Here is a 26,387-nt window from a genome sequence, read left to right on the forward strand (position 1 = left end):
TATGATTTGTTATCTTTTCAGACAATCCTACTCTCATCTCTTCAAGAGGCTCATCGGTTCCTGAAGTTTCAAGATGTTGTTCGTCTTCTGCGTTGCGGCAGCTACTTCAGCCTCCAGCGTAGCCTTGATGTCGCGTGAGGAAGCCCCGACGAGGAACTTGTAGTTTCCGGGAGTTACCACCCATGCCGATGCAGCCTCATCGTAGGAAGCCAGGTCATCAGCATTCACTTTCAGCGTCACCACAACCGCTTCGCCCGGTTTCAGCTCCTTGGTCTTGGCAAAAGCCTTCAGTTCCTTTTCGGGCTTGTTGGCAGCAACATCGGGAGCGGATACATAAAGCTGAACCACTTCCTTGCCTGCTACCTTACCGGTGTTCTTCACTTCTACAGACACGGTATAGACACCGTTGTCTGCCTTGACAGCAGCCTTGTCGTAAGCAAAAGTGGTATAGGAAAGACCGTAACCGAAAGGATAGGAAACCTGCTTGCCAAAGGTGTCGAAGTAACGGTAACCCACGTAAATGTCCTCTTCGTAATTGGTATAGTCCACGTTCTTCACGTCGTTCTTCTTCCCGCCTTTGTTCATGAGGTCGGTGCTCACACGCATGTCTATCGGGAAGTTGTCGGAAGAAGCGGCATCTTCAAACTTCACCGGGAAAGTCATTGTCAGCTTGCCCGAAGGAGAAGCCTTGCCACTCAGCACGTCAGCCACACTGTTTCCTCCCTCCTGGCCTGCCTGCCATGCACAAAGAATGGCATCGGGAGCAGATTTCCAAGAAGCGGTTTCAATCACACCACCGATATTGAGCACTACCACTACCTTCTTTCCGGCAGCGTGGAAAGCATCGGACACAGCTTTCAACATGTTCTGTTCCTCTTTGGTGAGGTTGAAGTCGGCTACCATACGGTCGAGAAACTCACCGGAGGTACGTCCCAGCGTCACCAGTGCCACATCGGCCTTGGCAACCTGCTCGCGGATAACTTGTGCGGACACAGCCATCTCAGCAGGACGCTCGTCGGGCATAAACCACTCTTTCTTATCTTTGGCCAGACGTTCTTTCTCTGCTTTCAGGTAAGCTTCATAGCTATTCTTCAGCGCTTCATCCACCACATAGCCGGCATTCTTCAAGCCGTCCAATAGCGAAACGGTATAAGCGCGGTTCACGTTGCCCGAGCCTGTACCTCCGGCAATGAAGTCATAGGAAGTGCAACCGAAGAGTGCCACGTTCTTCACGTCGGCAGCCAGCGGCAGAGCACCGTTATCGTTCTTCAGCAATACCATGCCTTCCGTTGCCGACTGGCGGGTTACGGCAGCATGCGCCTTCAAATCAGGCTTGTTGGAGTATTTATATCCCTTGAAGTGGGGAGTCTGGAGAATCATCTCCAGAATACGCTTCACATTCTGATTGAGGATGGCTTCGTCCAACGCTCCGTCCTGCACACCCTTCACGATGGCTTCGTACTGCTTGGGCAGACCGGGCTGCAACATGTCGTTGCCTGCCACCATCTGTGCCACGGCATCCTTGCCGCCAAACCAGTCGGTCATCACCATGCCCTTGAAGCCCCATTCGTCGCGCAACATCGTTGTCTGCAACTCCTTGTTTTCCGAAGTGTAGACACCGTTCAGGTAGTTGTATGAGGACATCACGGTCCAAGGAGCGGATTCCTTCACGGCAATCTCGAACCCTTTCAAGTAGATTTCGCGCAAAGCGCGTGGAGATACATGCGCATCCGTAGCCATACGGTTGGTTTCCTGGTTGTTCACAGCAAAGTGCTTGATACTGGTACCCACACCGTTGCTCTGCACACCACGTACGTAGGCGGCGGCAATCTTACCCGACACCAACGGGTCTTCGGAATAATACTCGAAGTTACGTCCGCAAAGCGGGTTACGGTGAATGTTCAGCGCCGGAGCCAACAGCACGTCCGCACCGTATTCCAGCACTTCGTTACCGATGGATTGACCTACACTTTCCACCAGTTCCTGGTCCCAGGTAGAGGCGAGCAAAGTTCCGATAGGGAAATGAGTACAATAGTACGTAGCCGAATCCCCCTCACGCTTGGGGTCGATACGCAGTCCGGCGGGACCATCGGCCAGCACCACGGCGGGAATGCCGAGACGCTCGATCGGGTAGGTGGTTCCTGCCGCGCCCGGCACCAGCTTTTTCGTCGCACCGATTACGGCACTGTCACCCGAGAAACCTGCCATACCAGTACCTACTACCAGATGAGCCTTTTCTTCCAAGGTCATGGCGCCAATCACCTCATCCAGAGAGGACTTTCCAAGCTGCGGCACACCCGGTCCGCAAGCTGACAAAACAGCCATTGCTGCTGCCATGGATATGATATTCTTCTTCATAATCTTATTTAAATATCTTCGGTGCGAATTCTGTCAGGTAAATACGCCAGTTCTTCCAGATATGACCTTCTCCGGTTTCATAATATTCATATTTGTAACCCTTCTCGTCCAACATCTTGCGGTAGTCGTTATTGGCCTGGAACAAGAAGTCTTTATTACCGATAGCGATGTAATAGAGTGACGGTTTCTTGGCAAACTGGGTTTTCAGTTTGGCTTCAAGGTTGTCATAAATCGGAGACTTCACATCTTTGTTGGGCATGATGGCAGCCGAGAACAGCCCTACATAGTCGAACATGTCCGGATATTGCTTGGAGATGTGCATGGAGTGGAAACCTCCCATAGAGAGACCAGCAATGGCACGCCCCTTCTTGTTGGCCTGTGTACGGTAAGTCTTATCAATGAATTTCACCACGTCGGGGAAAGCTGTTTCGAAAGAGCCTTCCATCGTCTTGGGCAGATTCATGTTGGGAGCGGCAAAGCCCAGTGAAGATTCACCCGGAGCTGCTTCCAATGCGGCGTTGCCGTTGGTCATCACTACAATCATCGGCTTGGCCTTGCCTTGGGCGATGAGGTTATCCAGAATCTGTGCCGTACGTCCCAGTTCGCTCCATGCGTTCTCGTCGCCACCCATGCCGTGCAGCAGGTAGAAGACGGGGTAGCGCTTGCCGCTTGTCTCATATCCGGCAGGCGTATAGACAGTCAGGCGGCGGTCCATACCCAGCGTGGGGCTGTTGTACCATACCTTAGATACCGTTCCGTGGGGAACCTTATTCACCTTGTAGAGGTCGATGCGCTCGTCACCGCCGATGATGAACACGTTCGTCACGCTTGCCACGTCGCGAATCATATAGACGTTGGCAGGGTCGTTAATCTTCAGTCCGTCTACCAGGAAAGTGTAGCTGTAGAGTTCTGGTTTCAGCGGTTCGGGAGTAGTGAATTCCCACACACCGTCCTTGTTCTCTTTCAAATCTGCCACACCCGGACCATCAAACTCACCAAAAGGAGTCTTGATTTTCTGCGTAGGCAGGAAGTCGCCGGTTACTTGCACCTTTACGGCTTTCGGCGCCTTCAAGCGGAAAGTTACTGTATTGTTGTCGTGTATCTCAGGTGATACCACGGGGGCACCGCCCCAGAGAGCTTGTTGCGCGAAAGTCATCGCACACATCAGCAACAGAGCTGATAAAATAGAAATTCTTTTCATGATACGTATGTTATTTTGTTATTAAATTAGTTATACCAAATCCTCTTATTTGAACAACTTCGGCGCGAACTCCGTCAGATAGATTCGCCAGTTCCTCCAGATATGTCCCTCGCCCGTTTCAAGATACTCGTACTTATAACCATTGTCGTCAAGCAACTTGCGAAAGTCGGCCACACCTTTATAAACAAAGTCCGTCTTGCCGCATGCGATGAAGTAAAGAGCCGGTTTCTTGGCAAACTGAGTCTTCAGCTTACCTTCGAAGTCGGTATAGACCGGACAAGTCGATTTATCGTTTCCGGTACTTGCACCGGAGAAAAGACCTACATAGTCGAACATGTCCGGGTAATACTTGGAAATATTGCAAGAGTGGAAACTACCCATAGAAAGCCCGGCAATAGCACGGTTCTTCTTATTGGCAAGAGTGCGGAAATTCTTCTCCACGAACTTCACAATTTCGGGAAACGAGAGTTCAAAAGCACCTTCCGCCACCTTCGCTCTTTCGTCGGGACGCATGGAGGGGGCAACAAAACCCTTGGGAGATTCACCTGCAGCAGCATCTTGCCAAGCATTGCCGTTAGTCATCACCACAATCATAGGTTTAGCCTTGCCTTGTGCAATGAGATTATCCAATATCTGCGAAGTACGGCCAAGAGCAATCCAAGCTTCCTCATCACCACCTGCACCATGAAGCAGATAAAATACCGGATAACGCTTGCCGCTGGTTTCATAACCAGCCGGAGTGTAAATCGTCAGACGGCGGTCCATTCCCAGCGAAGGACTATTGTACCACATGCGACTTACCGTTCCATGGGGTACCTTATTCACTTTATACAAATCGGCACGGTCACCACCGATGATAAATACATTGGTCACGGTAGCCACATCCCGAATCATGTAAACATTGCTCGGGTCCATCATTCTCAATCCATCCACAATAAAGGAGTATCCATAAAGTTCCGGCTTCAATGGTTCGGGAGTAGTAAATTCCCAAACGCCATCCTTCCCCTCTGTCAAATCGGCAATGCCCGGTGCATCATAATCGCCACGAGGAGTCTTAATAGTTTGTGGAGGCAGAAAATCACCAGTAATCTGCACCCTTACAGCCTTAGGAGCTTTCAAGCGAAAAGTAACCGTGTTGTCATCATGAATATCAGGAGAGACAACCGCCGCACCTCCCCAAAGAGCTTGCTGTGCAAAAAGGGTGACACAGCAGACCAGCAGCATCGCTGCCGAACTTAATAATCTTTTCATAATTTCTTATATTAAATGAATTAGCTTTTTGTTATTTAGCAAAGCTGCGACTTACAAAAGGCAGGCACATATAAAGTGCCGAATGCCAATATTCGCTGGTATGTCCGCCATCCCGCACACGGAACTGGCAAGGGATACCGGCATTACGCATCGCTTGGAAAAACTCTATATTACGGTCCAGCAGAAAGTCATCATCTCCGCAATCCACAAACCACTGTACTGTACGAAGCTGTGCCTTACGCGCATCATCTGCCTCAACCACATACCTGATGCAACTATGTTCCTGCACAGAACGCGTCAGCACAGCCATCTTGTTTGTGGGGTCGGGATCTTTTCCCACCTCCTCACCACTGACGGGGATGTTCATCAAAGCACTCATGGCATAGGCAGCACAATACATATCCGGATAGCGTTGTGCATAGCTCGTCGTTCCACCTCCGCCCATAGAAAGTCCGGCAATGGCACGATGCCGCTTATCACCTTTCACCCGGTAAGTCTTCTCTATATAAGGAAGGAACTCCTTATAGAAGAAATCTTCGTAAGCCCAGCCCGGCATGTTGAAGTAGCCGTTCCAGCAAGTAGCCGGATTGCCTCCTGCATTGGGGCTGACGATAATCATCTCGCAAGCCTCGCCCGATGCCACCAACTGGTCCATCACGTCCTTCACACGTTGGTCTGTAAACCAACTGGTATTCACCCCCGACATGCCGTGCAACAAATAGAGGATAGGATATTTCCTATCCGTTTCATTGCTATAGCTTTGCGGCAGATAGATGGTGTAGGCACGGTGTGCTTTCAATACCTGGCTGTAGATGCTGTCGGTCACTACCTTGCTTTGCGGTCCCCATGCAGGATTTTGTGCATTTGCCATCCACAGCAAGCAGACGGCTAAGAGAGAGAGTATCAATCTTTTCATGGTATCGATTTAAAAATGTACTACAAAATAAGCGTTTTCCATTCTAAAACTAATTGATATATATCAGTTTTTTCACGCATATCCCCCTCATCTCTTCACCATCGGATACACAGCCACAGGCACTTGCGCCCGCATGGCATCATGCACTTTCTGCTTGCGTGCCTTTGTCACCCTCTGTACCGCTGTGCAACGCACATCGGCCGAAGATGCGGCAACCATCCACTGATATTCACCCTTAGCCAACTCCCAAGAGCTGTTTTTCTCATTAAAGGAAGCCATGTCCATCACGTTCCAAGTCAGAATCAGTGTCTGGCTCTCGCCCGGCTGGAGCAAGGCAGTTTTGCCGAAGGCCTTCAACTCCTTGGCAGGCTTGTCAAGTCCCCCATTCGGAGCTTTCACATAGAGTTGTACAGCTTCACGCCCTGCCACCTTGCCGATGTTCTTCACGCTCACTTTCAACTCACAGCGGTCGGCATCCATTTTGGCGTTCTCTACCGCATAGTCAAAAGCAGTATAGCTCAAACCATGACCGAACGGATAGGAAACCTCTTTACCGAAAGTGTCGAAATAGCGATAACCCACATAGATTCCCTCTTCATAGTTGGTGAAATCCACATTTTTCTCCGGTTCCTTCGGTTTCTCCTCTTTCTTTTCGGACTTGAAGTTCATGCCGGTACCCATAGCAAACGACGGCATCTTGAACTCGTAATCAAAAGGGAAGTTAGCATCCGACGGCGCATCGCCATATTTCACGGCAAACGTCATGGGTAACTTGCCCGAAGGATTCACCTCTCCGGTCAGGATATCCGTGATACAATTGCCCACCTCTTGTCCCGGCTGGAAGGCACAAACCACTGCATCTGCCAGTCCCTTCCAAGAAGCAGTTTCCACCGGGCTGCAGATGTTGAGAACCACCACCAGTTTCTTGCCTGCAGCATGATAAGCGGCAGACACCTGCTTAATCAGAGCCAATTCGTTCTCCTTCAGAAGGAAATCTTCCACACGGCGGTCACAGCCCTCGCCACTGACACGCCCCAGCGTAAGCACGGCAATGTCGTTGGCTTTCACTTGTGCAGCCAGTTCCTCGGCAGTGGGCAGGAACTCCTCGGCACGGGGCAGCGGAGTAAAGGCGAAAGGTGGTTTTCCGTGAGGAAAAAGCCGTTTCTGCTCGTCGGCCATATGCTTCTTGTAGCGGTTCAGCAATTCTTTGTCCACGGTGTAGCCCGCATTGCGCAAACCTTCTACCATAGAAACCGTGTAATAACCGATGCCCGTACTGCCAAAGCCCATGCCGGCAGGAACCATGTCATAGGAAGTAGTTCCATAAAGGGCCACTTTTTTGATGCCGGCAGCCATGGGTAGCGCCTGCTTGTTATCCAGCAGCACGATACCTTCCGCACCTATCTCACGGTCTACTTGCGCATGAGCCTCCAAGTCGGTTTTATTGGGATACTCGTAGCCGGCAAAGGTATGGCTCTTGACCACAAACTCCAGCACACGCTTCACGCTGCGGTCGAGGAGTGCCAAATCCAGTGTACCACTCTCTACGGCTTTCAAAATAGCTTTATACTGGCGGTCCTGCCCCGGTTGAAGCATATCGTTTCCTGCTACGATGGAGGTCACGGCATCTTTTCCGGCATTCCAGTCGGACATCACCAGTCCCTTGAATCCCCATTCGTCGCGGAGGATGTCTTCTGTCAGTTCACGGTCCTCGCAGGTATATTTGCCGTTCACCTTATTGTAGGCGGTCATCACGCTCCAGGGCTGAGACTCTTTGACAGCAATCTCAAAGCACTTCAAATACAGCTCGCGCAAGGGGCGTTGTGTCAGGCGAGAGTCGTTGTTATTGCGGTTGGTCTCCTGGTTGTTTACGGCAAAGTGTTTCAGGCAGGTACCTGTCCCCCGGCTCTGGATTCCGTTGATATAAGCAGCAGCCATTTTGCCGGTCAGCACCGGATCTTCCGAATAATATTCATGGTTACGTCCGCAGAGCACATTTCGCATCAGGTTGACACCCGGTGCCAGCAACACATCCAAACCATAATCCTTCACCTCCGTACCCAAAGTACGTCCCACCTTGTGGGCTGCATCCGGATTGAAAGTTGCTGCCACCGTGGTGCTGGAAGGAAATTCCGTAGCATGATAAGTACGGCTGTCGAATTCCCGCTTGGCAGCCATCGCCAACCGGTGCGGTCCGTCGGCAAGATAGGCGGAAGGGATACCCAGTCGGGGAATGTCGTAAGTACGTCCCGCTGTTCCGGGAAACTTGGTATCACTTCCCATCGACATCCCACAACCGATGACGAGGTGTACCTTCTCTTCGAAGGTCATGGCACTGACTACTTCGTCGATATTATCGGCACGCAGTCTGACTGACTGATTCGAACCGGTCGTCTGTGCAGTCAAGGCAGATGCCAGACAGAGTGAAAATAAAGTAATTGACAATCTTCTCATATATATTATATTTAAAAAGCCACAAAAGAAGCCCCCGTACAATTAGATGATTTCCACGGGGGACTTCTTCTACAAACAATTAATCAGTTAGAAAAATCTAATTTTGTCTATCTGCATCAGATGACGAAGTTAGATTTTGATTCTTTATGCGCTTTACCAACCTGCATTTTGTTCCATATTCGGATTCAAGCGGATTTCCTTTGCCGGAATAGGCAACAAATAATGTCTTTCCTTGAAACCATAACGCGTTTTATCCTTGTTATACTGAATGTATTCTACCGCTACATTATCCGGCTCATCTTTTCCTGCCTTATTTGACAAGATAGGTGTTCTTTCACCCTGATCCTTAAGCAAAGCCTCCGCATCTTTCCAACGGATAATATCCTGATAACGGGTATATTCAGAACAGAGTTCCAGTCTCTTTTCCAATTTAATGGCATCCAAGGTAGCCGTCTTTGCATCCAATCTTGCACGCTGACGCACCTCATTCAAGCAAGCATCAGCTTCGGATTGATTGCCATCCTTCAGGTTTGCTTCAGCTGCCAGTAACAAGACTTCAGCATAACGCATCCAACGATAGTTATTATATGAACACCAGAACCCAGCAGGAGATTCTACATTCGAGAAGCGACGCTTCCACATGAAATAACCTTCATTAATCAAACTCTGCCCTTTGGCAACCTTGACACCCAATTGAGAAATTTGGTCATAGGTTTTCATTGTCTGATTCAACCGATAACCATCTACACCCTCTTCCTGAACAAATGCATCATACAACTTTTTCTGAGGAACCATAAATCCCCATCCGGTACCATTAAACTGATTGTTAGAGCCAGACATATCCAACTTATCAGTGCGCCAATGATTCATCACCTCAAAGAAACTGAACTCATCCATGGAATTACTTGCATCAAAAATACGGTTACTTTCGAGCATACTTTCACAATTATACTCAGCCTTGTAGGTCAAGATATCCTCATAATTTCCATCATAAAGTTTATACTTACCGCTAGCTCTAACTTCATTCAAGACAACAGCAGCTTCATGGAATTTTTCTTGCCATAAATAAGCTTTACCCAATATAGCTTGTGCCAACTGCTTGGTAACACGCCATGTCGTTTTATCATCTACACTCTTCTTTTCCTCCAAGAGTCCTGAGTTGATAGCTTCAGTCAGGTCCTGCTCTATCAACGCCCAAATATCAGCCTTAGGCGAACGAGCCAACTGATATTCGGATTTATCAAGCTCATGGTCTACCAATGGTACATCACCCCACATAGAAACTAAATCAAAATAAGCAAAAGCACGGAAAAACTTGGCTTCAGCACAAGCCTTCTTCTTCAAATCAGTATCAGGCTCAACACGTCCCAGAATCACATTCGCCTTATAAATAAGCTGATAGTAGCTTTCCCATACGCCTCCGATAAAACTTTGGTCTGAGCCAAATGAATATTCATTACAGCCTTCCAGCTCTGCATTGTCATTACGACCACCACCACCTGCCCAAACATCGTCCGAAAGGGCATTCTTCATCATCGTATAGTTATAGTATGTACCCTTGAGTTGTATATAAAGCGCATCAGCTGCTGCTTGAGCTTGTTCGTCAGTTTTATAATAAGTGGAAAAGTCCAATACACCTTTTTGAGGTATATCCAATTTGTCTTCACACGAAGTGCCAGCCAATATAAGGAGCGCTCCGAGCATTAAAGAATATCTTAATTTCATATGTTTTTCATTTTAATAAGTTCATAAAAATCAGAATGTCACACTCAAACCAAGAACAACCTTCTTTGAATTAGGATAACTACCTTTATCCACACCTAATGAATTTCCGACACCGGTAACTTCAGGGTCAAAACCAGGATAGTCTGTAAAAGTAAAGAAGTCCTCAAGTGAGCCATATATACGTAGATTTTCAATTGCTACCTTCTTAATCAGTTGCTTCGGGAAAGAATAACCTAACTGAATCTGTTTAATTTTAAAATAAGAACCGTCAAATACACAACCGGAAGAAGTCAGATACTTGGTATAATCTGTAGCGCCTGATGCAGGAGTCTTCCCATTGCGATTGCTTTCTGTCCAACGGTTTTTTGTAAAATAAGTCAGCTGATTCAAATTGTAATCCACACGGTTCAAGCCACAGAACACATCGTTACCTTGAGAACCCGTACCAAACAAGATAAAATCAAATCCCTTCCAAGCTGCATTCAAGGTAATACCATAAGTATAGTCGGCAATTCCCTTACCAATTTCTGTCTTATCATTATCCGTAATACCTTCTACACCATCAATATCTCTAAAGATTGGCTCACCGGTTTTTGAATCCACACCCATGAAATCATAACCATAAAAATACCACGCGGGCTTACCTACCTCAAAACGGGTAATGGCTCCATAAGTCACATAAGTAGCCCCATCAATACTTGATAAAGACTCATGCATCTTGGTCACTTTATTCTTCAATGTAGCAACGTTGGCACGGACACCATAAGCAAAGTCACCAATACGATCTTGCCATCCCAGTTCCAATTCAAACCCCTTGTTCGTAATATTACCGGCATTAACTGGCGAGAAACTGTTACCTACTACAGTTGAAGCCTTAATGCCCGAAACAATCAGGTCTTTTGTCTTTTTATGGAAATAATCGGCTGTAACAGTCAAACGGCTATTCAAGAAACGGGCATCAATACCTATATTGGTTTGTTCAGAAGTTTCCCATTTAAGTCCGTCATTACCGGTAGCAGAGGGAGCATAACCATTGATGTAAGAGAAATTATTATTATCACCTACAGCCAAATGCCCGGTAGCACCAATTGATACATTCCATTTATAACCGCCCAATGATGCAGTAGAACCATTCTGTCCCCAACTGGCACGGAGCTTTAATTGTGACAGCCAGTCTTCAGTTCCTTTCATAAAATTTTCCTCCGAAAGAACCCAACCCAAAGAAACTGCCGGGAAATAGCCCCAACGTTTGTTCTTTGGCAACACAGAGAGGTCAGCAGCATCGGCACGCAGTGAGAACTGAGCCATGTACTTTCCGGCATAGTCATAATTCAAACGTCCGAAGTAAGATAATTTACGAGTATAGGTAGGCTCACCACCACTTACATCCTTTACAGCATCAGATGTAGCATAGGCAAAGTAGAAGAAATTAGGATCATTCTGCAAGAAACCCAAATGCGAAACTCTGTTAATCACATTTCCCCACATATCTGTAGTATCTTCATTATATCCCTTCTTACTTCCGCTAACGCCATAAGAACGGCTCTGACTATAAGAAGTTCCCAACATCAATGTTGCGTTGTGTTTGCCAAAAGAACGGGTGTAGTTCAAAAAGTTCTCCCACTGATAATAGGTTGGGCTATAATCCGAAGCCGAAACCTCCACCCAATCACGTTTAGCCTTGTCAGTATAGTAATAAGATTGCCCCACGCCATAAGAGGAAGTTGAAGCCAAACGATAAGAAAGACGAGAAGTAACGGTAAGCCCCTTGATAGGCATAAAATTCAAATAAGTAGAACCATTGATATTAAAGCCTCTGTTCTTGGTATAAGAGTTGTCACGCATGGCAAAAGGATTGATAGCTTCGGCATTGCCAGTGAAAGCTGATACACCATAAAGGTTGCCGTTTCCATCGCCCAACATATTCTTATGATCCTTATAGATGGTAGCCATATTCAACGGCAAGTCATCAATAGGATAAAGAGGCTTGGTCAGAGGGTCTAATTGTAATACAGAAAGCATCATGCTACCATACTCATTGCCCTCGGCTACGGACTGAGTTTTGTAGTGCTCAATCTGATTATTGGTACCTACCTCCAGCCAAGGTTTGATTTTCCAGCTGGCATTTACCATTCCCGTGAGTCGTTCATAAGTATCGGCATTGCCGACAATCATACCGTCGTTATCAAGGTGGGACAATGACAGATAGAAAGAACCTCTGTCGCTACCACCTTGGAAAGTCACATTATGACGTACCATCGAACTGTTTTCAAAAGCCTCATCGACCCAATCCGTATCGGTTTTTCCATCCCAATAGGTATCAAAAGCACTCTGGGTAAGCTTCTTGTTTTCCAAGAAGAATTCCTTATACTGCGCAGCATTCATTACTTCGGGTACTTTACCCAAACTCTGTGAAGTATATTGAAAATCGTATGTGATTTTACCGTTTCCTTTTCCTTTCTTTGTAGTAATCAATACTACACCGTTACCGGCAGCAGCGCCATAGATAGCTGCAGAAGCACCATCCTTCAAAACTTCCATAGACTCAATGTCATTAGGGTCAATACCACCAATATCGCTGGCAATACGTCCATCCACTACATACAGCGGATCGCAAGAGCCGTTAGAACTTATTCCACGGATACGCACCTGTGGAGAAGCACCCGGTTTAGCAGATGCACTGAGCACTTGCACACCAGCAGTTTTACCCTGCAATGCCTGCTCAGCACGGGTAATGGTACGTGCTTCCATATCTTCTGATTTTACCGAAGATACGGCACCGGTCAGTGAACTTTTCTTCTGCACGCCATAACCTACCACCACCACTTCATCCAGCGTTTTAGTGTCTTCTTTCAATATCACATTCATTACTCCTGCCACTGCTTTCTTTTCTTGTGTCAGGTAGCCGATGTAGGAATAGACAATCGTCGCTCCTTCTTTCACAGACAAAGAGTAGTTGCCGTCCATATCCGTAATGACACCGTTGGTAGTGCCTTTCTCAAAGATACTCACGCCAATCATCGGTTCATTCAGGTCGTCAGTAACCCTACCGTTCACCTTTATAGTCTGGGCTTGTGCCAGACTGAAAGGAAGACAGATCAATAGGAAGAGTGCCATAGCTGCAAGTCTCTTCCGAGCTGTTTGCTTCAGATTTTGTTTCATTTGATTAAATTAGATTTATGTTAATAATAAAAGGTTTCTTAAGAAAGTGTCAGAACCCACGTGTAGGAAATGCCATCACTACCTCCAGCAGTTCCTTGTCATGGTTATACTTCACTTGGCAATCGTTATTGAAAATCATCGTTGCTCCCTTTTCTGCGGTATAAGGTTCCCACTCGGGTAACCCTTCGGCATTGGGATTGCCCGTACGGGCAAAGTTCAACCACGCGCTGCTCATCTTTTCGCCCAAAGCTTGTGCTTCAGCGCCACCCCCGGTCATGGAAGCGTGGCGCACTACATTGTTGAAGGCAAAGGGAATGTCCATGCAGTGCGTGCTGCGAAACATGCCGTCAAGTACGGGCGATTCCCACGCGAACATGTACATATAGACCGGAGCACCCTGCTGCGCAGCTTTCAGTTTAGCCTGCTCCACAGCACCGGGACGGAACACGAAGTCCACATCCACCAAATCTTTAGGCTGATAGCCGGGGTAGGCTTTCTCGAAAGCGGTAAGGAACTCGTCCGTACGTTCGCCGTATTTCTTTTGCAGGAATTCCACCGCTTTTTCTTTGGTAATGGTACGAAAAGCGGGGACATAAGTACTCATGGTAAATTCGTGCAGAGTAGTGCCAATCATTACCGGAATGCCCTTGCTTTGTGCTGGAGCTTGAGGGTCGAAAGGCTGTACGGGCAGTACATCGCCGTCCACCGTAGGCGCCCAGCCAAAAATGAAGGAAGACACCCCCTCCTTCTCTGCCTCTGCACGCACTTTGGCTATCGCCTTGTCACCGGCGGCAAGCACCTTGTCATACGGCATCTTGCAGAGTTCGTCTATCTGCGAAGCCTTCAGACCAAGTTCTTCCATCACGGCACTGCCAATGCGACGAGAATACTTTTGCTCCATCGTGCGAAGCATAGATCCGCTTTGTACAATGGCTTTATGGAACAAGCCTCTCGCCGATGGCGTGGCAAGTAGCGTAGAGACCTTGCCTCCTCCACCGGATTGACCGAAAATGGTAACATTCCGAGCATCTCCACCGAAGGATTCTATATTCTTATTCACCCATTGCAGTGCCGCCACCAGATCAAGCAGTCCGGCATTGCCCGATTTTGCATATTTATCGCCATAGGCGGAAAGGTCGAGAAAACCCAGGACGTTGAGACGATGATTCAGCGTCACAACCACTGCATCCCCTTTCTTTGCCAGATTTGTTCCGTCATACGAGGGAAGCTCCTGACCACTGCCGGCGGAATAACCTCCACCATGCAGCCACACCATGACGGGGCGTTTCTTCCCGTCTTTCAGTCCCGGAGTCCAGATATTCACTCGCAAACAGTTCTCATCGGGATAACCGTCATCCCAGTTGAAGGCAAACGCCTGCTCGTCGCTGTACCATCCCATACGCTTGCCTTGCGGACAAGTAGGGCCGTAGGCACGACTGCTACGGACACCTTCCCATTTGTCAACTGCTACAGGCGGCATAAAACGTTCGGCTTTGGCATACGGGATACCTTTATATATATAGATACCGTTCTCCACATATCCGGCTACTTTGCCCGATTCGGTTTCGGCAACAGCAACCGTAGAGGAAGCCGTTATCTCCCCCTTCTGCCCACAAGCAGATGCTTTCTCTATTTTAGCTGTCCCTCCGCACGAGGAAAGTAGGATGGCGGAGAATGCTAACACTGACAAGAATTGCTTTTTCATATTATGTATTAGTTTTATGTTTTTATGATTGCAATATTAGCACATTCTCCCCAGAAGGATTTTCTACGTTATCCAAACGGCTTTCCCCGATGTTCAAAACAGCTTTCTCCAATGTTCAAATGTTTGCAGATTTGTTCAAAACATGCTCTCCGGCAGTCTCTCTCTCAATTTTTATGAGTATTTTCGCATCGTAATGCAGAGATTCGTTGAACAAAACAAATGGATGACATGCCAATGCTTTTAGTCTACACTATATATTATGAAATACATTAAATACTTACTTCTATTGTGTTTAATCACCGCATGCAACCCGTCGGACACAAAGCCCGCACCGGAAGGCAGCATCGAAAGCCCCGTCATCACCAATGACCTCTCCAATCAGAAGGTCACCGCCTTTGCCGAAGATGCACAAGGACACATTTGGATAGGAACTTCACGAGGGGTAAACAAATATAATGTACACGAATATCATCAGTATTACTGTACGGATGACTCGCTGGATATACCTGATAATCAAATCAACGACCTCTTCCGTGATTCACAAGGCCGGTTGTGGGTAGTCACCGTAAATGGAACCAGCCTATACACAGACAAAGATAATTTCCAAAATATCCCACTGGACTTCCCCAATAAAAACGGCATCCAAATACTCGAGAACAAAGACGGAAAGATTTTTCTGAACATGATGCACAACCTTGCCGTATATAATCCACAAACACACAAATTTGACGTACCCATCAAGATATTTGACCCAAACTATACCTTCAACAACCGCTGCTTCATAGACCAGAGCAACAAACTGTGGGCAGTGACCCCACTGTCTCTGCGCCGCTACAACTCCTCCACACTAGCGCTGGAAGACTCCATTCCAATGCAAGGCATTTTTCCCACCCACTTCTTCATGCACACCAACGGAATCCTATGGCTGGCGGGAAACCGCCAGATAACATTGTTCGACACACATACGCACAAATTCAAGGAAACACCCCAAGCCCTTCGGAGCCATCCGTTGCTGCTGCATGCCAACGTCAACTACATCCACCCTTACGGCAGCAACAGCCTGCTGCTGAATACCGACCAACAAGGAATGTTTCTCTACAACTACGTGGAAGGATACGTGATACATCAGAGCGAAAACGGTTTTCCCTTCGAAGTGCCTCACTTCAAGATAAGCACCATGTTTACCGACTCACAGAAAAACCTGTGGATAGGCTCTGTAGACCAAGGCTATGTCGTGCGTTACAACTATAAAGAACGTTTCAACACCAATAATCATCTCAGCTCATACCTGAACCGAAAGTCAGTGCTGTCCGTGGCAGTGGACAAGGAGCGAAATCTCTGGATGGCCACCATGATAGACGGGCTGTACGTTTACAACATGGACAGCCACGAAGTGAAAGAAGTGGACTCGGCTAGACTTCCGGGAAAAAGCGCTACCGACAAACCGGACATCACACGCGTATTCGTAGATGACGAGGGCTACATCTGGCTGGCGGCCCTCTATGCGAGCAAGGTGATGAAATGCAGCTATAAAAACGGCATACTGAAGACAGAGTCTATTCATGACATCTTCCTACCACTGTCGTTTGCACAAGATCGTTGTGGAACAATTTGGGTGGGTACATACAGCCCTAAACTTTATGCCAAAAAGCGTAAAGAAAAAGAATTTGTCCAAACAAAAGTATTTTCCTGGACGGGAACCTTCATACCCGGACTCCTTCCACGCAACAACGGAAAGATGTGGACCACTGCCTTCATGAACCCAGTCATGCAAATCAATCCCGACAATTGGGAAAGCGCTGAAGTACCATTCGAGAACACCGACTGGCAAGCTTGTATCCAACGTTCAGTATTCATCCCTACCGACATCTTCGAAGACAGTCGTGGAGATGTATGGATTGGGACCGTCAGCAACGGACTACTGCACTATTCTGCCGCCACCGGAAAAATCGAGACCATAGAGGGTACACCCTGCCGGGACATCTCTTGCATTGAGGAAGATGCACAAGGCAATATATGGGCAGGCACACAATACGGGCTGGGCAAATATGACCGCACCGTAGGGAAATTTACCAACTACTATGCCGCCGACGGCATAGGCGGCAATCAGTTTTACGACCGTTCTTCCTGCCGCTTGCCCGACGGAACACTGGTTTTTGGCGGTACGCACGGACTGACTTTCTTCAACCCTATGGACGTAAGTACCAAACGGGAAATTCCACTGCTCTTCGAAGATTTGAAGATACACAACCGGTTGGCACGCCCACAAGACAGCGAAAGTATAGACAAGCACCTCTCCTACCGACCGGACATCTGCCTGGACCACAATCAGAATGGTTTCAGCATCTCCTTTGCCGCACTGGACTACTGCGAATACGAACGCGTACATTATTATTACAAGATGGACGGTTTCGACAAATATTGGATTGATGCCCGCAACAACCGCGAGGCCTACTATGCCAATCTGCCTGCCGGTACCTACACCTTCAAAGTTAAAATAACCAATAACGACAAGAGCATTGTAGAAAGGGAGAATTCCATACGCGTCATCGTAAAGCCCGCCCCTTGGCAAACGTGGTGGGCATGGTGCACCTATCTGCTCATTGCCGCCGCCATCATCGGTATCTTCATCCGTGCCTGGCTACGCATTAAGCAGGAAAAAGAAACCGCCCGACGCGCCAAACTGGAGAAGGACCAGGAACAACGGGTGAACCGTATGAACATGAGTTTCTTTGCCAACATCTCGCACGAGTTCCGCACCCCACTCACCATGATTTCGGGTCCGGTGACACAACTTTGCGAAAGCCCCAAGATAGAGGGAGAGAACAAGCAGCTACTCTACATTGTACAACGCAGTGTGGGGCGCATGCTCCGTCTGGTGAACCAGCTGATGGACTTCAACAAGCTGGAGAATGACACCCTAAAACTGCGGGTGAAACGGACCGACATCATCTCGCAACTGCAACGTTTTGTAGACATTTTCCGCATCAACGCCAACGAAAAAGGCATCGCACTGAACACTTATGGCCTGGAGGATACTTTCCTCATGTGGCTGGACGTGGACAAGCTGGACAAGATTGTAGGAAACCTGCTTTCAAACGCCTTGAAGTTCACTCCGAACGGCGGAAAAGTGGAACTGTGCTTCGACGTCATTACCCGCGAAGAGGCTGCACGCCTCTTTACGCTGACGGACAAAGACATCGACACACAGTACGTCAAAGTTGCCGTGGCAGACAGTGGCCACGGAATCCCCGAGGAACAGTTGGAGAAAGTATTCGAACGCTATTACCAACTGGACAATCAATCCAAAGGTACCTATAACTGGGGAACCGGTATCGGCTTGTACTACGCCCGCAGCCTGGCGCTGCTGCATCACGGCTACCTGAAAGCCGGTAACCGTACCGAAGGAAGCGGAGCCGTCTTCACCCTGCTGCTGCCGGTGAATGACCTCTCCTATACCCCCGAAGAATGTACCCTCCCCGAAGAAGAACAGAACAAGGCGTTTCCGATACAAACGGAAGAACAGTATCAACTGGAAAACACAGAGAGCATCCGGCAACAAAAGCAAACCCTGCTGGTGGTAGACGATGATACGGAAGTGGCCCACTACCTGAAGGCCCTGCTTTCTCCCGTCTACAACGTTGTCTGCCGCTTCGATGCCGACAGCGCCTTCAAAGCCATGAGCGAAGAAGCTCCCGACCTCGTACTGAGCGATGTAGTGATGCCCGGAAGAAACGGTTACGACCTCTGCCGACAGATAAAGGAAGACTTGCAACTATGCCACATCCCCGTGATACTGGTAACAGCCAAAGCTACTGTAGAGAACCAGGTGGAAGGTCTGAATACCGGTGCAGATGCCTACGTAACGAAACCTTTCGAGCCCAACTACCTGCTGGCGCTTATCAAATCCCAGCTGAAGAACCGTGAGAAAGTGCGCAGTCTCCTGAGCCGTTCCACCCAAACGGATGAGATTGAGGAGAACGTGCTCTCCCCGCAAGACAACACCTTCATGACCGAACTTTACCACCTGATGGAAAACGAACTCTCCAATCCGGAACTGGACGTGGCGCGCATGACCGAGCTGCTGAAAATCTCCCGCACCAAATTCTATTACAAGGTAAAGGGGCTGACGGGTGAGAACCCCAGCGTATTCTTCAAGACCTACAAGCTGAACCGTGCCGCCAAATTGATAAAGGAAGGGAAATATACCATCTCAGAGATAGCGGACATGACGGGATTCAGTACACTGTCCCATTTCTCGACCAGCTTCAAGAAACAATTCGGGGCGACGCCGAGCGAATACAGCAAGTAAAAAACCAGTCGGTTCAAATTTATTCATTACATTTGTACCATTCTTAAAAAAACTTTTTATCCATGGCACACCGACTGAATACCAACAAGCAGTTTATGATAGGCAACGGCATCCTTGCTTTCGCCGTGATTTTTGTAGTTGTCATCTTTGTCTACATGAGCATGAGGCTGCAACAACGGAAAGAAGGAGAACGCAACTTCATCGAGACATACACCATCACACTGACGAAAGGATTTGCCGGAGATTCCACTTCCATATTCATCAACGACAGCCTGCTGGTGAACCGCACCATTGCAGAAGAACCTTTCACCATCGAAGTGAAACGCTTTGCCGAGCAAAACGCACTCATGATTGTAAACAATGCAACTGAAAAGCTTTCCTTATTTGAGCTAAGCGAAAAAGGGGGCGAATACCGGTTCGAGAAGGAAGGGGAAGAGGTGAAGCAGCTGGCAAAAAATTAGGGATAAAAAGTTGTGAAGCATTTTGCTCTCATATTTCGGAGTCAACAAGCTTTTTCCTGGCTTACCAACAGCCACTACAAAGACATCACATAACTTTTGCAGTGCTACTGCAAAGACATTACACAACTCCTGCAGTGACACTGCAGTGACAGTGCAAGAGGTATGCAGTAGTTTTGCAGTATCACTGTCTGTAAAACAAGGAACTACTTACCGTCCATACTAATCTCTAACCATTTATTTTCGTTTGATATTTCCGAAGCTCCGCTCTCAATGCTTGTGCCTTTCCATCAGTCATCCGGTCGAGCAAATCCCAGAAACGCTCCCCGTGATTCATCTCGCGGGTATGTGCCAGTTCGTGCAGTAGCACGTAGTCTATCAGATGCTTGGGAAGAAGTACCAGATAATAGGAAAGGTTGATATTGCCTTGTGCCGAACAGCTTCCCCAACGCCCGCTGCTGGAATTTATCTTCACACTCTTGTAAGGAAGGTTGTGCTGCATGGAAAGCATATACAGACGGGGCGGAAGAACAATTTTCGCATTTCGCCGTAAAGCTTCCTCAATTACATTGCGCAGCCAAGCCTGCAGCTTCTCATCCGAGAAATCGGCATCAGGAGGACAGATTATCTGCATTTCCTCCAATTCCGAACGGGACAAGAACCGTTCCCGTTGTCCGCTGACCAATGTCAGTTTAAAGAACTCCGTATCAATGCGGTAATCCAAATCAATCAGCTTTCTGACCTGCTTCTGTATGGCAGCCTTCAGACGCGGACGAAGCTGCTCGATGGCATTCTCTATCTCGGCAAGGGAAGTCCGGGGAGGCACAGTCACGTAAATTCCGTCCTCCTTTGTACGGAAAGTGAGGCGCCGTGCCCGGGCATTGACCCGGACAAACAAAGGACCAAGCTCTTTATCTTCTATAATGCGGTTTACTGTCATAAATCAAAGCCTCTCCCATAGGAAAGGGGCGGGAAGAGGCTTTGCAAATGAACAAAGAATCGTCCAAAAACGCAAGCAAATACCTGACAAAAGCGGACGGAGTGTCCGATAATGAACACTACACAAAAGCGACTATCCTTTAATAATCAACATTTTACACTTATGGCACAATAATTGATTAAAGTATGATGACCGAGCGTCCTTTGAAAAAAGCATTTTTATATGCAACTTTTTCAAGGCAGATCACGTCTAACTAATAAATACTGAATCACAAAAAACAAAAGAATATGAAAGCTCTAACAACATTTATCGCAATCGCCTTATTGGCATTCAGTACAACCGCTTGTTCACAACAACACACATACCGTTCCGGAGGCTTCGGCAGCAAGACGGTCAAGGCAAGCAAGAATTATGTAACCAAAGACATAAAAGTGGACAACTTCACCAAGCTGAGTGTAGCCGGCAGCCCCGACGTGACCTACACGCAGAAGTCCGGCAAACCGACAGTGGAAGTATACACCTCGGACAACATTGTAGACTTACTGGATATCCGTGTCAAGGACAATACCCTCTACATCGGCTTCAAGAAGAACGTCAGCGTATCCTATAATAAACTGGAAGTACGTGTGTCCGCAGAAAAGCTGAACGGCATTGCCGTGGCAGGTTCGGGAGACGTGGAACTGAAAAACGGACTGAAGACGGATGACATCAAAATCTCTGTGGCTGGTTCGGGTGACATCAGTGGAAACAACATCTCCTGCACAGACCTCGATATTTCCATCGCAGGCTCGGGAGACATCAATAGCAGCAACATCACTTGCAATGACCTCCAAGTATCCGTTGCAGGTTCAGGTGACATGAAGCTGAATAACGTAACCGCCAACTTCACCAGAGCATCCGTTGCCGGTTCGGGTACCGCCATCCTGAGCGGCAGTACCCAAGAAGCTGAATACAGCGTGGCAGGTTCGGGTGATTTGCTTGCTTCCGATTTCGTTGCCAAGAAAGCATCTGCCAGTGTTGCCGGTTCAGGCGACATCAAGTGCCATGCCACAGATTTCCTGAAAGTACGCACCAGCGGAAGCGGCAGTGTAGGCTACAAGGGTAATCCGGAACTGGACTATCCCAAGAAAGGACTGTATAAACTCTAACATAGAAAACATAGATTCTCAGATTGATGACTATAAACCTAAACTAAATTCTCTCTCAAATAATTACCTGCAAAAAGAACGAAGGACTCCCGCGAGGAAGCCCTTCGTTCTTTTATCACCCCACACCTCCGAAGCACGGGAACAGTTGTCATTTATCTATATTCAGAATGCCCGATTCATTGTCGCTGTTATTGATGCGTCTGCCGGATGATTTGTAACGCTTACCAAACTCGAAGTTATAACTCAGCTTGATAACCGCCATCTGTCCTATTTCTTTCGCATGACTCCACGAGGTATAGGGCGCCACTTTGCTCACCCGTTCCTTGCCCGTCTTGTAGTTGTTGGTGAACGGGAACATCATCCCTGCTCCTAATTGCAGCCGCTTGTGGGTATAAGTGGCTAAAACAGCAGCCTGGTTTTCACCCTTATAAATCGTTTCGCCCATCAGCTCGTTCGCCCTTTTACTGAATTGTCCCAACAGAGAGAACTGCTTATAATTGAACACGGCACCCAGGTTGTAATAGAAATCATTATACGTATGGGTATAGGTATTGCCGTTAGACCAGTAACGTGTAAATCCACCATCTATACTCAGCGTCAGGAAATTCTTCAGACTACCAATGTTCAGTCCGCGGAATGTGAAAGAAGGGCCAAAGCGCAGAAACTGTGCAGAACGCTGGTTCTCGTTCATCGAAACCAACTTGTCTCCCTCGGCAAACACACTCTCCATGATGATATTCTTGTGATAGCCATGTGTCACATTCAGCATGAAGACGAACTTCTTCTTCATATAGGAATAGTTCAACGTATTGTTGAAAACGCTGTAAGTCTCCAATGCCGGGTTACCGCGTACTATCTGGATGGTATCTATCGCCTGCTCCACATTGGTCAATGCACTGAGCGAAGGAATCTTGGGTTCGACATTGAACCGATAGTTGATGTTGCCGTTCTTGTGCGGAGAGAAGTTCAGACGGACAGTGGGAGTAAAGGTATAGTAGGTATGTTCCTCCCCTCCTTCCTTGAAATAAGAGCGGGTCAGTCCGGCACTCACACCATAGCTCACTTTCCTGATATTACCCTGCACCTCGGCAAACGCCGCTGTCTTTGCCTGGTTCATTTCCGATACGACGGGTGAAGAGCCTGCATACTCGTTCCTGGCATACATCTGGTAGTGGCGCAATCCGGCGCTGAATACGAGGAACTTGAAACGCTTGTCGTAGATGGCTTCACCGATAATGGAACGCTTATTCCCCGTCACATCTGTTTCAATCATCGCCAGGTCTTCGGCTTGAGGCGTATATTCGTGGTAGAGCCTATTATTGTCGGTGTGCATCAGCGTACCGGTCACGCTCATCGTAAGCATCTGATTCTTCGGTAATGTACGCTGGTAATAAAGGTCGAGCGAAGGAGTGTAGCTGGACTGCTTGTTCTTCAGTCTGGAGAAGATATAGTTATCGGCATCCGCAGCATCATACAACTTGTTCGACTGGTTCAGGCAAGGGGCATCATAGACACTGTTGCGGAACACGACGTTGAATACGTACTTATCCTGCTCCGTCAGATTGTAAGAGAGGTCGATATTGTGGGTAAAGTGCTTGTTTTGGTCGTGAAGCCCCTCCTGCACACGATGTATCGTCTTATTTTCCAACACATATGTCTCGTCTATATCCGTATATGTTTTTTTGAAGTTACGGGCAGACAAGTTATAGAACAATCCCCATTGTGACTTGTTATGATTGAACTTTGCCACCACATTGTCCTCGCTAAACAACATGTGGGGAGCATTAGTGGCTTGTATATTGACCAGTCCACCCGTTTCGCGGCGGCGGACAATGATGTCCACCACAGCGCCCAGGCTGCTGTCGCCATAGCGCTCTCCCGGATTTTCGATGAATTCTATTCTTACAATCTCCTTGGGCAGGAGGGCTGCCACTTCGGTGGAGGTAGCCACAATACCGTTGATACGTGTCTGTACGCTGCCGCCATTGGCTTCCAGGCCTTTACCAAGAGCATCCACCTTCAAGTGCGGAATGGCAAGGTTCAGCATCAGGTCGTAGGGATTATAGGAATTCTTCATGGCAGTAGCGGTGGGTACTACAACCATGCGGTCTACCTTCTGCGTGATATTGCTGCCCGATATTACCACCTCGTCCAGTGCTACCGACTGTTCTTTCAAGATAATGTCTCCCATCTGCACAGTGCCTTGGGGAGTCCTGATGACAATCTGTTCGCCGACGTAACCGATATAAGAGAGTCTTAACAGGAAATCCGAACCGGCAGTGGCTCTCAAAGCAAATTTACCTTTGCCATCAGTGGTGCTTTCCGTAACGAATGAAGAGTCGGGCAAGGAAATCAGGGCTACATTGACAAATTCCACCGGACGGTTCTGTTCATCTACAATTGTACCGTTTACTTTCACTGTTTGTGCCGCTGCGGCAAAGCTACCCAACAGGCATACGATAGCTATAACAAGAATCTTTTTCATAAATGCCGGTGTTTAGAGTTTGTCTTTTAAAGCTGACTCGATGATTGCCTTTATCTCTTCTGACGAAAGAGTTTCTTTATTGGTCCACTCCTTGTCTCTCTCCTCCGAGATATCCAATACGGAATCGCAATGTTCCGACATCAGCAGAAAGAGCATTTTCTCTGAAGTTTCGCCCGACGCGCTTATTACCTCATAGTGCACTTCGGCATACTTGCAAAATTTGCCGTCTACGTTACGACCACATTTACGCTCCAGGTATCCGTAACGGAATTTCTCACCTTCGCCTAACTGCGACTTAACATATTCCTTAGTTGCCGACTTTATTTTATACTGGTCGCTTCCGGGGAAGTAACATGAAGTAAGAGATACAAGTGCGAAACACGCTGCGATTGCCATTGTTCTGAATGTACTTTTCATAAGACTTTCTGTTTTTTGATTTGATGCAAAGTTAAGGCAAGAAGTCTCTTAACTCCTACTAAATCGCACTATTAAAAGTCTTAATACTTAGCACATAAAGCACTGATTATCAACAATGACATATTATAAAAGTCTTAATCCGGCCTCTTCCGGTCTAAATGCCTCTTATGCACTCCACAATATCCTGTTTTTCGCCTGCATTTATCTTCTTTCGGATGGAAGTCTTACGCACGTAGATGGTTGCACTTGTCTGTTGGGTGACCACACCGATTTCTTTCGTGGAGAAACCGGCACAGAGCAGACAGCATATCTGCACTTCCTTATCAGACAATACCTGTCCGAACTTTTCCATCATGCGGGAATAAAAGCCATCGTATAGTTTATCAATTACCGGATAAAGGTCTGCCCAGGCAAGAAGTCCTTCCACCGGAATCTCCTTATTGCCGATGCCCGAAATAAGTTTCAGCAACGCCTGGTTCTGTGAGGTAGGCGTATTGGCAACAAGCCGTATGATACCCAGCTGCTGAAGAAGCAGCTTCTTGAAGAAAGCACCGCTATTCTCTTCCTGATTGTCCGATACCTTCTGGGCATCTTCCAGCAGGCGGGTCAGTGCATCAATACGTTCCTCGGCTTCGGCAAGGCGCTTCCGTCTGTTACGGATATAAAAGGTAAGGGAAACAAGTACCCCGACAAACACAACAACAACCAGCATCGAATACATCCGTGTCTTCTGCCGTTTGATTATCAACTCATAGTTCAACTGTTGAAGCTTGTTCCTGGTCACCAGCTGTTGCTCTATCACGCTATTCTGGTCCCTCATCTCATTCCTGACAGAATCAGCAAACCTACCGAAAGTGACAATGTCCAAAGGTGCCCCGGAAGTATAGTCCAGAATTGTTTTCAACTGTGCCAGCGCACTGCGTACAGAAAAGCCCTCGGCTCTCTTTTCTTCCTGCTTCAATTCATTGTTCCACGCCTGCTCCCAATAGTAACGGGCAGAATCCAACTGATGAAGGTTCAGGAAGTTTTCAGCAAAGATTACCTGCAGAATGGGATAGTTGTCGGTCATAGGCATCAGCCGTCTAACCCGGTGAAGCAGTTCATTGGACTTGGTATATTCATGGCTGTTGGCAAGAAAAGCGGCATAATTCCTCAGATAGTGACAGGCCGAAGCTGTATCGGCTGCCGCCAATGCCATGTCAATACTCTGTTCCAGGTAATCCGAAGAAGAAGGGTGGTTGGCAAGCGCCATATTGAGTCCCAGGTCATAGAGTATGGAGCAATGTTCCCGGACAGATAGCTTATCAGCATATTGCAATATCTTTTCCATCAACTCTATCGCCTGGGAGTGGTCATTTCTCAGATAAGCTATCTCTGCCTTTCCCCGATAAAAAAGAAGAAGCCAGAAGGTGTCTTTCCGGGCTATGGCATAGTCCAAGCCATTCTCAATCGCTTCATCCATGCGTTCCTCCTGCTTCATCCATTTATAATAGGAGGCTTCAAGCAGGTAGCCATCAAGCATACGGGAAGAGTCTTTCCGCTCACGATAGTAGTGTATCGCTTCAGGAAGCAGCGAATCTTCCGCCAATGACATACCCATACGGTAGCGGGCCTGCGCACAGTTCCAAACGAACTGCATCCACTCCGCTTCTGAAAACCCGACATCCTTTTCTATGGAATTAAGCAACTTCAGCGCACTGTCCGGACGGCTCTGCAACAAAGAGTCGGTCTGCGCCAAAAGTTTTTTGTTGCCATGACAGTCATTACAGCCTACAAAGCACATAATGCCTAAAAGCATAATACAGATGTATAGTATGTTTCTCATCTTCTCCATTGTATATATTTGCAGTGAGTA

15 protein-coding genes are annotated in these 26,387 nt (G+C 47.7%); 3 read left to right on the forward strand and 12 right to left on the reverse strand.

The window, feature by feature from the left end; all coding sequences use genetic code 11:
* Positions 1–33: 33 nt before the first annotated feature.
* The 8 genes from DW947_RS08280 to DW947_RS08315 all read right to left on the reverse strand — a co-directional run bounded on the left by DW947_RS08280 (position 34) and on the right by DW947_RS08315 (position 14,772).
* Positions 34–2,358 carry a glycoside hydrolase family 3 C-terminal domain-containing protein gene (locus DW947_RS08280; RefSeq protein ID WP_117703784.1) on the reverse strand — a complete coding sequence of 775 codons (2,325 nt, stop codon included), beginning with the start codon at positions 2,356–2,358 and terminating at the stop codon, positions 34–36.
* A 4-nt stretch (positions 2,359–2,362) separates the two neighbouring features.
* Positions 2,363–3,559 carry an esterase gene (locus DW947_RS08285; RefSeq protein WP_016272040.1) on the reverse strand — a complete coding sequence of 399 codons (1,197 nt, stop codon included), beginning with the start codon at positions 3,557–3,559 and terminating at the stop codon, positions 2,363–2,365.
* Positions 3,560–3,604: 45 nt separating this feature from the next.
* Positions 3,605–4,810 carry an esterase gene (locus DW947_RS08290; protein WP_005825853.1) on the reverse strand — a complete coding sequence of 402 codons (1,206 nt, stop codon included), beginning with the start codon at positions 4,808–4,810 and terminating at the stop codon, positions 3,605–3,607.
* Between the two features lie 31 nt (positions 4,811–4,841).
* Positions 4,842–5,726, reverse strand: coding sequence for an alpha/beta hydrolase (locus DW947_RS08295; RefSeq protein ID WP_035447705.1), 885 nt, complete (start codon positions 5,724–5,726; stop codon positions 4,842–4,844).
* Positions 5,727–5,813: 87 nt separating this feature from the next.
* A complete protein-coding gene (locus tag DW947_RS08300; RefSeq protein WP_117963018.1) occupies positions 5,814–8,180 on the reverse strand; it encodes a glycoside hydrolase family 3 C-terminal domain-containing protein in 2,367 nt (788 codons plus the stop codon).
* Between the two features lie 153 nt (positions 8,181–8,333).
* Entirely contained in the window at positions 8,334–9,884 is a 1,551-nt protein-coding gene (locus DW947_RS08305; RefSeq protein WP_225982636.1) for a RagB/SusD family nutrient uptake outer membrane protein, read from the reverse strand.
* Positions 9,885–9,935: 51 nt separating this feature from the next.
* Positions 9,936–13,067 (reverse strand): SusC/RagA family TonB-linked outer membrane protein, encoded by a 3,132-nt coding sequence (locus tag DW947_RS08310; protein ID WP_005825858.1) that lies wholly within the window; start codon positions 13,065–13,067, stop codon positions 9,936–9,938.
* Positions 13,068–13,116: 49 nt separating this feature from the next.
* The gene (locus tag DW947_RS08315; protein WP_022401837.1) at positions 13,117–14,772 is read right to left on the reverse strand and encodes a carboxylesterase/lipase family protein; all 1,656 of its coding nucleotides are present in this window, start codon (positions 14,770–14,772) and stop codon (positions 13,117–13,119) included.
* 259 nt (positions 14,773–15,031) lie between these two features.
* Here DW947_RS08315 and DW947_RS08320 point away from each other — a divergent pair, with 259 nt between their 5' ends.
* Complete coding sequence (locus DW947_RS08320) at positions 15,032–19,084, forward strand: hybrid sensor histidine kinase/response regulator transcription factor (protein ID WP_117963016.1); 4,053 nt, start codon at positions 15,032–15,034, stop codon at positions 19,082–19,084.
* A gap of 62 nt (positions 19,085–19,146) precedes the next feature.
* The gene (locus DW947_RS08325; RefSeq protein ID WP_005825862.1) at positions 19,147–19,545 is read left to right on the forward strand and encodes a hypothetical protein; all 399 of its coding nucleotides are present in this window, start codon (positions 19,147–19,149) and stop codon (positions 19,543–19,545) included.
* A 226-nt stretch (positions 19,546–19,771) separates the two neighbouring features.
* Here the strand turns inward: DW947_RS08325 and DW947_RS08335 are convergent, their stop codons facing one another.
* Complete coding sequence (locus DW947_RS08335; protein ID WP_117963013.1) at positions 19,772–20,482, reverse strand: SprT family zinc-dependent metalloprotease; 711 nt, start codon at positions 20,480–20,482, stop codon at positions 19,772–19,774.
* 287 nt (positions 20,483–20,769) lie between these two features.
* On the opposite strand from DW947_RS08335, the gene DW947_RS08340 reads away from it, so the two are divergent.
* Positions 20,770–21,630, forward strand: a complete 861-nt coding sequence (locus DW947_RS08340; protein ID WP_009037381.1) for a head GIN domain-containing protein — start codon at positions 20,770–20,772, stop codon at positions 21,628–21,630.
* Positions 21,631–21,778: 148 nt separating this feature from the next.
* On the opposite strand, the gene DW947_RS08345 is transcribed toward DW947_RS08340, so the two are convergent.
* The 3 genes from DW947_RS08345 to DW947_RS08355 form a co-directional block, all read right to left on the reverse strand.
* Positions 21,779–24,115, reverse strand: a complete 2,337-nt coding sequence (locus tag DW947_RS08345; protein ID WP_009037382.1) for a carboxypeptidase-like regulatory domain-containing protein — start codon at positions 24,113–24,115, stop codon at positions 21,779–21,781.
* A 12-nt stretch (positions 24,116–24,127) separates the two neighbouring features.
* Entirely contained in the window at positions 24,128–24,532 is a 405-nt protein-coding gene (locus DW947_RS08350; protein WP_005825870.1) for a hypothetical protein, read from the reverse strand.
* A gap of 154 nt (positions 24,533–24,686) precedes the next feature.
* Positions 24,687–26,357, reverse strand: a complete 1,671-nt coding sequence (locus tag DW947_RS08355) for a LuxR C-terminal-related transcriptional regulator (RefSeq protein ID WP_009037383.1) — start codon at positions 26,355–26,357, stop codon at positions 24,687–24,689.
* Between the last annotated feature and the right edge of the window lie 30 nt (positions 26,358–26,387).

The sequence above is a fragment of the Bacteroides sp. AM44-19 genome, assembly GCF_003603395.1.
Classification (GTDB): domain Bacteria; phylum Bacteroidota; class Bacteroidia; order Bacteroidales; family Bacteroidaceae; genus Bacteroides; species Bacteroides uniformis.

Coding starts and splice junctions, on each gene's coding strand:
- DW947_RS08280 (WP_117703784.1), bottom strand. CDS start 2,358: ATGAAGAAGAATATCATATCCATGGCAGCAGCAATGGCTGTTTTGTCA.
- DW947_RS08285 (WP_016272040.1), bottom strand. CDS start 3,559: ATGAAAAGAATTTCTATTTTATCAGCTCTGTTGCTGATGTGTGCGATG.
- DW947_RS08290 (WP_005825853.1), bottom strand. CDS start 4,810: ATGAAAAGATTATTAAGTTCGGCAGCGATGCTGCTGGTCTGCTGTGTC.
- DW947_RS08295 (WP_035447705.1), bottom strand. CDS start 5,726: ATGAAAAGATTGATACTCTCTCTCTTAGCCGTCTGCTTGCTGTGGATG.
- DW947_RS08300 (WP_117963018.1), bottom strand. CDS start 8,180: ATGAGAAGATTGTCAATTACTTTATTTTCACTCTGTCTGGCATCTGCC.
- DW947_RS08305 (WP_225982636.1), bottom strand. CDS start 9,884: ATGCTCGGAGCGCTCCTTATATTGGCTGGCACTTCGTGTGAAGACAAA.
- DW947_RS08310 (WP_005825858.1), bottom strand. CDS start 13,067: ATGAAACAAAATCTGAAGCAAACAGCTCGGAAGAGACTTGCAGCTATG.
- DW947_RS08315 (WP_022401837.1), bottom strand. CDS start 14,772: ATGAAAAAGCAATTCTTGTCAGTGTTAGCATTCTCCGCCATCCTACTT.
- DW947_RS08320 (WP_117963016.1), top strand. CDS start 15,032: ATGAAATACATTAAATACTTACTTCTATTGTGTTTAATCACCGCATGC.
- DW947_RS08325 (WP_005825862.1), top strand. CDS start 19,147: ATGGCACACCGACTGAATACCAACAAGCAGTTTATGATAGGCAACGGC.
- DW947_RS08335 (WP_117963013.1), bottom strand. CDS start 20,482: ATGACAGTAAACCGCATTATAGAAGATAAAGAGCTTGGTCCTTTGTTT.
- DW947_RS08340 (WP_009037381.1), top strand. CDS start 20,770: ATGAAAGCTCTAACAACATTTATCGCAATCGCCTTATTGGCATTCAGT.
- DW947_RS08345 (WP_009037382.1), bottom strand. CDS start 24,115: ATGAAAAAGATTCTTGTTATAGCTATCGTATGCCTGTTGGGTAGCTTT.
- DW947_RS08350 (WP_005825870.1), bottom strand. CDS start 24,532: ATGAAAAGTACATTCAGAACAATGGCAATCGCAGCGTGTTTCGCACTT.
- DW947_RS08355 (WP_009037383.1), bottom strand. CDS start 26,357: ATGAGAAACATACTATACATCTGTATTATGCTTTTAGGCATTATGTGC.